Here is an 8,519-nt window from a genome sequence, read left to right on the forward strand (position 1 = left end):
CGGTCCACCGCATCTGACACTCGCCGAGCAGGCTTTGCTCGTGCTCCTCATGGCTCACAGCCTCATTGGCAGCAGCGGCGACTTCCTCATACTGCTCGACCGAAGGTCGGCTTGTGCCGAACTAGTGCATCACGCGGTTGAGAGCCAGCGGGCGCAGGGCGCCGTAGTCGGCGATACCGGACCTCGTCGGCGGGGCATCTGTGGCAACAACCCTGTCGATGTCGAGGATCGTATGGGTGCCTTCGGCCCCCATGAACTCCTCGTCCTCGTAGTACTTCGGTATCGGCCATCACTGCCGTACTCCTCCTGGAATACCCTGGCCTGCAGTGTCGCCAAGGCCGCCTCTACACCACCGTCGTACCTGGTGACGTAGTCCCATCCGCTGGCACCCATCGAGCCACCCCTCCCTGATGATCGTGAACGCGCGAACGATAGCGGCGGGGACTGACAACGCCGCTGCCTGGCGTCGGGCTCTGCTCGACGCCCCGGATTGAGGTGGCCAGGCCCGTTGACCGCGTTACGGAGATCGCCCGGACAGGCCCTAGTCGGAGAGGCTTTCGGCGAGTTCCTGGATCCGCGGGTCGTACGGCCAGCGGTCGGCGAGTGCCATCACGGCCGTATGCTGCAGGCCCGGGTCGGATGCGTCGGCGGCCCGCTCGCGTAGCAGTTCCTCGGTCACGGGGTCGTCACGCCAGCCGCCGGCCAGTGCTCGGATCGCCGCGCCGCGGCTGATCCAGCTGGTTTGACTGGTGACGATCTGCCGGAGCAGCTCGCCGGTCTCCGGGTCGTGCCAGCCCGCCGCCAGGTCGTGAACGGCGGCGGCGCGCAGGCGTTCGTCGGGGTCGTCGAGGGCGAGCCGGCGAAGCAGGACGGCGGTCTGCGGAGTGCGAGAGTTCGCGACGAGCATCCGGACGGCGGTGCAGCGCACGTCGCGTTCGGGGTCGTGCTCGGCCCTGTCGTGCAACAGCGCGACGGTGCCGGGGTGGTGCCAGCCGGCTCCCAGGGTCCGTACCGCCGCAGCGCGTACGTACTCGGCGTCGTCGTCAACTGCGAGTCTGCGAAGCAGCGGTTCGGTTGCCGGGTCGTTGCGCCATCCGGCGGCGAGGGCGACGACGGCCACCTCGCGGACTTGCGACTGGCCCCTGCCCGCGGCGACGCCGCGTAGCAGCGCCCCGGCGTCGGGATGGCCGGGCCGGCCGAAGCCGACGGCCCGCAGTGCCGCCAGCCGCACCGGCCCGCTCGCGCCGGAGGTGGCGAACTCGCACAGCCACGGCAGCGTTCGCGGATCGCTGTACCATCCCGTGGCCAGTACCCACACCGCGGCCACCCGGACCTTGTCGTCGGGGTGGGCCTCAACCTGCTCGCGCAGCAGCAGGGGGGTGTTCGCATCGGTGCGCCGGTCGACGACGAGGGGCTTCAGCACGGCCCGCCGCGGATCCTCCGCAGCGGGCGGAGGCGCCGGCCGGGCCAGGGGAGGGTCGGCTGGCGGGGCCTCGGCGCGGGCGAGCGCCCGTTTCGCCGCCTCCCGCACCCATCGCTCGCTGCCAGCGTCGGCGGCGACCGAACGCAGCAGCGCCACGGTCTGCGCATCGTCGGACCAGCCCTCGACGAGGATGTCGAACACTCTGTACCGCAGGTGCGGGTCCTGATCGTGGGCGGCGCGGTCGCGTACCACGGCCGCAGCCTTCGGGTCGCGCGGCCAGCCGCTCGCGATGGATTTCACCGCGGCGAGGCGGACCGAGTCGTCGGGGTCGTCGGCCGCCAGTGTGCGTAGCAGGGCGAACGTCTCAGGCTCACGCCAGCCTTCGGCGAGCGCGGCCAGCGCCCCTTGCCGCAGGTGCGGGTCGTGGTCGGTGACGCATGTCTGCAGCCACTCCCTGGTGGACTGGTCCTCGTGGCGGGTCGTCGCGAGCAGCTGGACCGAGCCTCTCCTGACGTCTCCATCGGGGTCCGTCTCGGCGAACTCCCGCAGCAGGCTCGCGACCTGCGGATCGTCGGGCCATTCCTGGATGAGCGCGAGCAGTGCCTCCCCCCTGCTGGCGTGACCGGGGCCGAAGACTGCCCGACTGACCAGCTTCTCGCGGAACTCGCCGTCGTCGCGCAGCAGCGCGGCACCGACCCGCGCGGCCGGCGGTACCTCGGACCAGGCGAAGTTCTCGCCCTCCCTCGTGACGCTCAGGAACTGGCCGTGCGCCAGGTACCAGTCGTGGTACCGCCGGCGGATGGCGGAGTTGTCCGCGCCGATCCGGCCGAGCACAGGCGGCAGCGTCTCCGCGACCGCGCGGTGGACCGGGGAACCGGGGAACGCCCTCTCCTCGATCATGTGCTCGATCAGATCGATCACCGCATTGACGACGGCGGAACACTGGGCGCTCAGCCCGCCCGGGTCACGGACCTCGCCGAGGCACCTGGCAGCGAGCACGATGTGCTGGGGCGTCTCGCCCGAGGACGACCCCGGCCGGCGGATGAACCACAGCGGATCGGCCGCGAGGAGGTGGTCGACGATCTGGCTGGCGAGGCCTGGTTCGACCATTCCCGCAACGAGCACGAGTGTTTCGTGCCAGGTGGGGTCCGCCCAGTGCTCGCCGTACACCTGGTGGACGAGGGCATCCCCGGTCAGACTGCGCTCGACGGTCAGCCGGTGCTTGATCTCCGCCGCGGCGTGGTACTCGAGGAATGTCTGGTGCGGGAAGCCGAGGCCGTCGGCACGGTGGACCAGCAGTCCGGTGTGCCGGAGAAGGTTCTCCAGGAAGGCCTCCCACCGCTCTTGGCGGATCTTTCCGGGACGCTGCACGGCTTCGTGTGAGGCCAGTGCCTCGATGACCGGGGTCCTGTGGTCCGAAAGCCTCCGGTGGGCCACGTGACGGATCAACTCGGGCAGCTTTTCGTGGACATTCCGTGCGGCGGCTTCGGCTTCCTTGCGCGCCCGCGGACTCTGGACGCTTTCCACGAGCCGCGTGATGGATTCTTCGTGGCTTTCCGCGACGTGCTTGCTCTCGTTGTTGTCGTACAGCAGGTTGGTGAATTCTTCGTACACCGCGGCGCGGCCGTTGGGCAGCGGGCGTTCTGGCTTGGCGAGGTAGAGCCGGCACAGCATGAAGGCCATCAGCGGGGTACGGGCCAGTTCGTCCAGGGAGGCATTCCGGAGCGCGCCGGCGAAGTGGCGGGCGCGGTGGGTGGCTTCTTCTTGCGGCCAGCGGGTACGGAAGTACCTTTCCAGGTAGGCGTGCACGTCGTGGGATGTGAACGGCTGCAGTTCATAGTGCGGCGCCTTGAACCCGAGGGCGTCGTCGAGGACGTCGAGTTCGCCCTCGGCCAGCGGGCGGGTCGCCACGACGCACCGGTACAACGGCTGGGGGTAGTCGTGCGGCGCGGCCAGGGCGCTCGGTGTGCTCGACGTCCTGCACCGCGACCAGGTCGCGCGGTGCGACCCCACGGCGTTGGCCAGCTTCTCCAGCACGGCTCGTCGCATGTGCGCGTTGGGGAGCTCGTCGAGGTCGTCGACGAGAAGCTGCCAGTGCGCCCCGGTCCAGGGCCGCTTGAGGAACCGGTCCGGGGTCAGTGTGGGGAGCCGCCCGAACTCGCTGAGCCTTCCGGTGGTCTCGGCGAGCACGTCGGGTACGTGCCTGTCCTCTCCGACGAGGTCGTGTGCGCTCACCCGTACCGGAACGGCCGGACCGAATTTCCCGGGTTTGTGCGTGTCGTCGAGCAGTTCACCAGCCGTGTCGCGCAGCCGCGCGCGCAGCAGCGTGGACTTGCCGGTTCCGGGACCGGCGATGAGCACGCACATCGGCTCGGCCTTCACGAAGACCGCTTCGGCCGGCTCGGTGGGAACGGCGCCGCCGGTGCCGCTTGCGCCGATGGCAGAGCCGTCACCGGGCGCAGCATGCCCGTCCCGGGCCGCAGGGCGGCTGCGCTGGTGCACGTAGACGGTGGACAGGGAAGACGGTGCGGAATCGTCCGGATACGGGTGCTTGTCGGCGGCCTTCCGGGCAGCTGCAAGGTAGCCGCGCACCTCCTCGTCCATGATCGTCCCGCGGCGGGCATCCTCATGGAGCTCTTTCCAGCGAGGGCGTTCCGTGCCCTCCAGGTACTGCTTGTCCTTCCCGGTGGTCCACTCGAGTATCACGGCGACCACGGACCACAGATCTTCGAAGTCGGGCGGCACGCTGGGCTTTCTTTTGCCCTCCTTCTTGGGGAACCAGCCGTTGACCGTCGACATGAACTGAGGTTTGTGGCTTTTGCGGCGCTTGTTGGCCTCCGCGATCGCCGCTGTCTGTGTCTTCCCCAACTCGTCCAACGCTTCGTCGAGCCGTCGGAGCTCCCGCGCCAGTGCCTGGCGTCCTGCGTGCTCTATCCCCGCACTCACTTCCAGCCCCTCCACTCGAGTGCTGATCCGGTCCGGGCCGATCCGACGCCCAGGAATGTGCCCTGGCAGCCTGGGGCCGGAAATCCGACGCTCCGATATCCATGGCCGGCCCCGAGGGCTCTGGAGAACCTGCTCGTGGCCGCCCCGTCCGGGGAGGCCGAGGCTGCTTCGGGAAGGACTGGCACATGGACATCTGGTGGGCGACCGTGCCCCTGGCCGGGCTCACGATCCTCGTGATCGCCCTGGTGACCATCACCTGCCTGGCACTGAAGGACACCGCTTCCGAGGACCGCGCCGGCATCCTGCACGCCATCGCGGCATGCATGCGGGAACTGCGCGGACGCCGATGACGGCCCCCGCGCCCAGCGGCCGGGTGGCCATGAGCCGACTTCGGGATCCCGGGCCGCGTCGCCCAGGAAGGAGCGCCACGCCGGCCCGGGCGTCGTCGGCCCTTCGGCGAACGCCCTGTACGTCTCGGCCTGTTCATCGCTCAGAAATCGCACCGGCACGAACCGGACCGTAACCGGCGCCGAAGCAGGCCCGGAGACTTTTCACCGAACCCCAGCAGGGCGGTGGATCACTGTGCTACACCACGACCGTCCGGTCAGCCGAGCAGCGTGCCGCCCGTGGCATCGATGAACGCGCCGGGTCCCGGTCTCCTCCGGTGACGCGAGCGTGCAGACACGCGCGACGGAACCGCCGGATGGCACATGGAAGCTGTACGACGACGACCGCATGGCCGGGCCGACCTGGAAGGAAGTGTGCGGCCGGTCGGCAGTGTCCGGGGGGATCAACTCCACGTCGATGAACCGGTTCTCGAGCTTCACGAGCCATGTTGTCGGGTGGGTCTGACAGCAGCTGCACGGTGGACCGCGCACCACACTAGGAGGCGGTCCCCCCCTCAGGGCGCCCTCACAGACCTCGCGGTGGAGGTGTGTCGCTGCTGTACGTCATGAAGGTTCCCTTCGTCGGGCGGTGGGCCGGGCGGCGAACGCCGCCGGAGCGATGCTGCCCGACCGACGCATCCCCGCCCACCAAAGTCACCGACCTGCTCACATCGCACCGCCCGCACACCCGCACGCACCTTCGCCTTGGTCGAACATGCCGCGACCGTTCGGCCACGACTGTCACACCCAGGTCACCGCAGGCCAGACAGCCCACCTGGCAACCGGCCGACGGCGCATGATCGCATCTTCTCGACCGAAGGAGACCTTGATGCTGACCACCGTGCGCAGCGCCGTGACCGCGGCGCTCATGGCAGGCGCCCTGGCTGGTACCGATGGCTGCCGCCACCGACGCCGCGGCCGCCTCATGCGCCCGGCACACCACCGGCGTGTGCAAGGCGAACTCCCCCCACCCCCGCGGCGCGACGGCCAAATGCAAAGACGGCACCTACTCCTACAGCGCCCACTTCCGCGGCACCTGCTCCCACCACCGAGGCGTCAAATACTGGTACCGCTGAACCATCCAGCCCACCTACCAGCACCGGGACAGCCGGCTTCGACTGCCGCGACGGCCTGCGCAACGCCCTCGGCAATTGATCCACCAGCCACCGCAACACGCTCAGGATCGGCGCGAGAAGGGCGGCGCATGCGGTCGTCGCCCATGACGACCGCGCGTCAAGCCTGCGCTTGTCTGCAGTGGGCGGGCAGACGGGCCAGTCTCTCAATGACCGCCGCGTACTGATGCGCCGTAGGCGTCAGTTTGGCTGAGGACCGTCGCCGGAGCGGCGGGGGCGGGCCACACCTGAATTAGGTACCACTCGGTCACCTCGTCGGGCGCGAAGTCGACGGCGGGGCCCGAATCGAACCCGGCGCCGCGCGCACCCGGTGGCCGAGAGAGCAGGGAGGGGTCGGGTTACGAGGCGCGTGGGAAGACGGTGGCCGGCCAATGACGGGAGTCCGGACTTTTCGCGGACGCGGCCGACGGCCACTTCGGCGACCAGTCGGGCCTTTCGGGCGTGTCGAGGCTGATCTGCTGCGCGACCTGGTCGGCGTCGCCCCGATCCTCCCCTTCAGCGCCAGTCCGGTCAGGCGGCCGTGCTGCAGGCCGACAGGAACAGGCAGGCCAGCAGGGCCGGCCCAGCGACACGGGTGGTGGAGCACATGACGACCGCTCACGGGCAGGCGATAGCTAAGCAGATGCTGCCCTGCCGGCAACCTCGCACACCGGGCGGGTTAGCCGGGAGACTCCCAACCGGCGCTGCTCGCCGCGGCTTATGAGGGTTAGGCGCGGAGGCACGATAGCCAGCCGTCGGCCGTGTGACGCGGCCTTCTCGGCTTGCTACTTCTGGCGCAGATGCTCCTGCTTCTGGCGCTCGCATTCACCGGCTGCAGCGCTATACACAGCGCCTCTGCCCTTGCCTGGCAAGCTGGCTGCGGCGAGCGGGGTGGGCGTCGCGGCGGGCGCGGGGCAGTTCGACCGGGAAGCGGGTTGTTCTAGCAGTTGGTCAGGTCCACGAGGAGATCGCAGTGTGGGTCGTCCCCGGTCGGCTTCTGGTGCTGTGCTTCCTCGAGGAGACTGGGAAGGGCGGCGATCAGGGCGGTGGTCGTATGGGTCAGGCGAACATCGACGCCGATGGTGCCTGGGCGGTCGGGGCGCTGCACGTATAGGCGCAACAGGTTGTGGCCCAGCATCAGGAACCCGATCAGAAAGGGGTTTTCCTCGTCGCCGGGGTCGGACAAGGCGCGTACGACGGTGAGGGTCTGGCCGTACTCGTCTTCCGGGTCCGGGGTGAGCTCCTCGGGGTGGAGTCGGATGACGGTCATTCCCATGGCTTCGCTGATGTCGCTCGTCCCGTAGAGCTGGGTGCCCGCCAGCACCGAGCGCAGGAGGCCCGGAATGTCGTACGGAGCGACGGTGTCGTGAGGGATCTCGTACAGGAAGGTGGTGGCGTCCTCGTCGTCTCCGGCATGGACGGCAACCCGGACGGCGCCGAGGGCGGGCAGCACTCCGCGAAGCCGGCATCCCTCGGCCACAGGGCTGTTGAGGTAGTACAGCAGCAGGCGGCTGACCGCCGCCTGCTGCTCACGGTCTTCAGAGTCGATCACTGGTTCATCCATGCGGGACACTTGTTGTGCGGCTGGTTGCGGCAGAAGGCGTTGATGACGCCGATCTTCTGTCCCCGGCCGGCGTCGTACTTCTGGTCCGTTGTCTTGCGCGTGTACTGAACGATTACCACGAACTTAGCCTGCGCCGGGTGCCCGCCGGTCCTGATGGCGACGCCGTCGTACTCCAGGCGTCCGTGACCGTTGTCCCGGTCGACCTTGTCTCTCAGTGCCGCGTCGAGGATCGAGCACTTCTTGATGTTGTGCCGGTGGGTGAAGTGGTTCCAACCGAAGTCGGCGTTGCCGTACCGAGTGACGATCTTACGGCCGTCTTTATCTGTAGACGTGCATTTGACCCTCTTGTCCCAGGGGTGGGGTACCACGGGGGCGGGCCTGGCCTGCGCGGGCAGGGCTGTACCAGCCAGGAGAGCTGCGGCGGTCAGGGCAGTGACACTAATCGGAATGATCTTCCTCATGGCGTGAGCGTGGCATTGATCTTATGCATGCGCATCGCATTTTGGGTTCGAACCGCCCATATCCGGCCACCTCTACAAGGCCCAAGGGCCGCACGTACAGATCCGGAGCCCCTCTGCGCTGCCTGGCCGGGCAGCGGGCTCGGCGGCCGCAGCAGTGGGGTGGGCGATGCCATAGTCGCGGGCGAAGCGGTTGGCCTCGAACGCGGAGCCGGACATCTTGTGCAGCCAGAACCCATAGGCCACCGATGTCATCTGCTCCTGCGACAGATACACCACATGCCGGTTCGTGCCCGCCTCCCGCCGGGCCCCGCGCACCCGCTCCGCGAGCCCCTCGGCAGGCGGCACCCGCAGCCGGCCCGTGAGGGCGACGAACAGGCGCAGCGCGGTCATCTGCGCCGGGATCCACTCCACGCGCTGCAGTCCCGGCCCGGGTTCGTCCGGCTCCGGCTGGGGGCGCAGACGGCTGTTGGTTCGACAACCACTGGATCATCGACTCCACCCCCGTCGAGTGCGGACGCTCGCGGCCCACGGTGAAGCGGTCGGACCTGGCCGACTGGGCCGGATACGGGTACTGCGCCAGCCACTCCCGGTTCTTCTGGGGCTTGCGGCTGTATCTGGTGTGCACCC

7 protein-coding genes and 1 pseudogene are annotated in these 8,519 nt (G+C 69.0%); 3 read left to right on the forward strand and 5 right to left on the reverse strand.

Going from position 1 to position 8,519, the window contains the following annotated elements; translation table 11 throughout:
- Nucleotides 1–541: 541 nt before the first annotated feature.
- A complete protein-coding gene (locus ACFVYK_RS31170; RefSeq protein ID WP_389779780.1) occupies nt 542–4,369 on the reverse strand; it encodes a HEAT repeat domain-containing protein in 3,828 nt (1,275 codons plus the stop codon).
- 185 nt (nt 4,370–4,554) lie between these two features.
- On the opposite strand from ACFVYK_RS31170, the gene ACFVYK_RS31175 reads away from it, so the two are divergent.
- Nucleotides 4,555–4,719, forward strand: a complete 165-nt coding sequence (locus ACFVYK_RS31175) for a hypothetical protein (RefSeq protein ID WP_389779782.1) — start codon at nt 4,555–4,557, stop codon at nt 4,717–4,719.
- Between the two features lie 777 nt (nt 4,720–5,496).
- On the opposite strand, the gene ACFVYK_RS31180 is transcribed toward ACFVYK_RS31175, so the two are convergent.
- Nucleotides 5,497–5,625, reverse strand: a complete 129-nt coding sequence (locus ACFVYK_RS31180; RefSeq protein WP_389779783.1) for a hypothetical protein — start codon at nt 5,623–5,625, stop codon at nt 5,497–5,499.
- 23 nt (nt 5,626–5,648) lie between these two features.
- Between ACFVYK_RS31180 and ACFVYK_RS31185 the strand changes: the two genes are divergently transcribed.
- Complete coding sequence (locus tag ACFVYK_RS31185) at nt 5,649–5,831, forward strand: DUF3761 domain-containing protein (protein WP_389779785.1); 183 nt, start codon at nt 5,649–5,651, stop codon at nt 5,829–5,831.
- Nucleotides 5,832–6,807: 976 nt separating this feature from the next.
- On the opposite strand, the gene ACFVYK_RS31190 is transcribed toward ACFVYK_RS31185, so the two are convergent.
- The 3 genes from ACFVYK_RS31190 to ACFVYK_RS31200 all read right to left on the reverse strand — a co-directional run bounded on the left by ACFVYK_RS31190 (nt 6,808) and on the right by ACFVYK_RS31200 (nt 8,303).
- Entirely contained in the window at nt 6,808–7,431 is a 624-nt protein-coding gene (locus ACFVYK_RS31190) for a hypothetical protein (protein ID WP_389779786.1), read from the reverse strand.
- Entirely contained in the window at nt 7,416–7,892 is a 477-nt protein-coding gene (locus ACFVYK_RS31195; protein ID WP_389779788.1) for a hypothetical protein, read from the reverse strand. Before ACFVYK_RS31195 ends, ACFVYK_RS31190 begins: the two co-directional genes overlap by 16 nt.
- Before the next feature lie 72 nt (nt 7,893–7,964).
- Nucleotides 7,965–8,303 carry a DUF6417 family protein gene (locus tag ACFVYK_RS31200; RefSeq protein WP_389779790.1) on the reverse strand — a complete coding sequence of 113 codons (339 nt, stop codon included), beginning with the start codon at nt 8,301–8,303 and terminating at the stop codon, nt 7,965–7,967.
- 77 nt (nt 8,304–8,380) lie between these two features.
- Here ACFVYK_RS31200 and ACFVYK_RS31205 point away from each other — a divergent pair.
- A pseudogene (locus tag ACFVYK_RS31205) lies at nt 8,381–8,519 on the forward strand (IS982 family transposase); the annotation flags it as partial.

Source organism: Streptomyces sp. NPDC058291 (genome assembly GCF_042880855.1).
Taxonomy (GTDB): Bacteria; Actinomycetota; Actinomycetes; order Streptomycetales; family Streptomycetaceae; genus Streptomyces.

Coding starts and splice junctions, on each gene's coding strand:
- ACFVYK_RS31195 (WP_389779788.1), bottom strand. CDS start 7,892: ATGAGGAAGATCATTCCGATTAGTGTCACTGCCCTGACCGCCGCAGCT.
- ACFVYK_RS31185 (WP_389779785.1), top strand. CDS start 5,649: ATGGCTGCCGCCACCGACGCCGCGGCCGCCTCATGCGCCCGGCACACC.
- ACFVYK_RS31180 (WP_389779783.1), bottom strand. CDS start 5,625: ATGAGCGCCGCGGTCACGGCGCTGCGCACGGTGGTCAGCATCAAGGTC.
- ACFVYK_RS31175 (WP_389779782.1), top strand. CDS start 4,555: ATGGACATCTGGTGGGCGACCGTGCCCCTGGCCGGGCTCACGATCCTC.
- ACFVYK_RS31190 (WP_389779786.1), bottom strand. CDS start 7,431: ATGGATGAACCAGTGATCGACTCTGAAGACCGTGAGCAGCAGGCGGCG.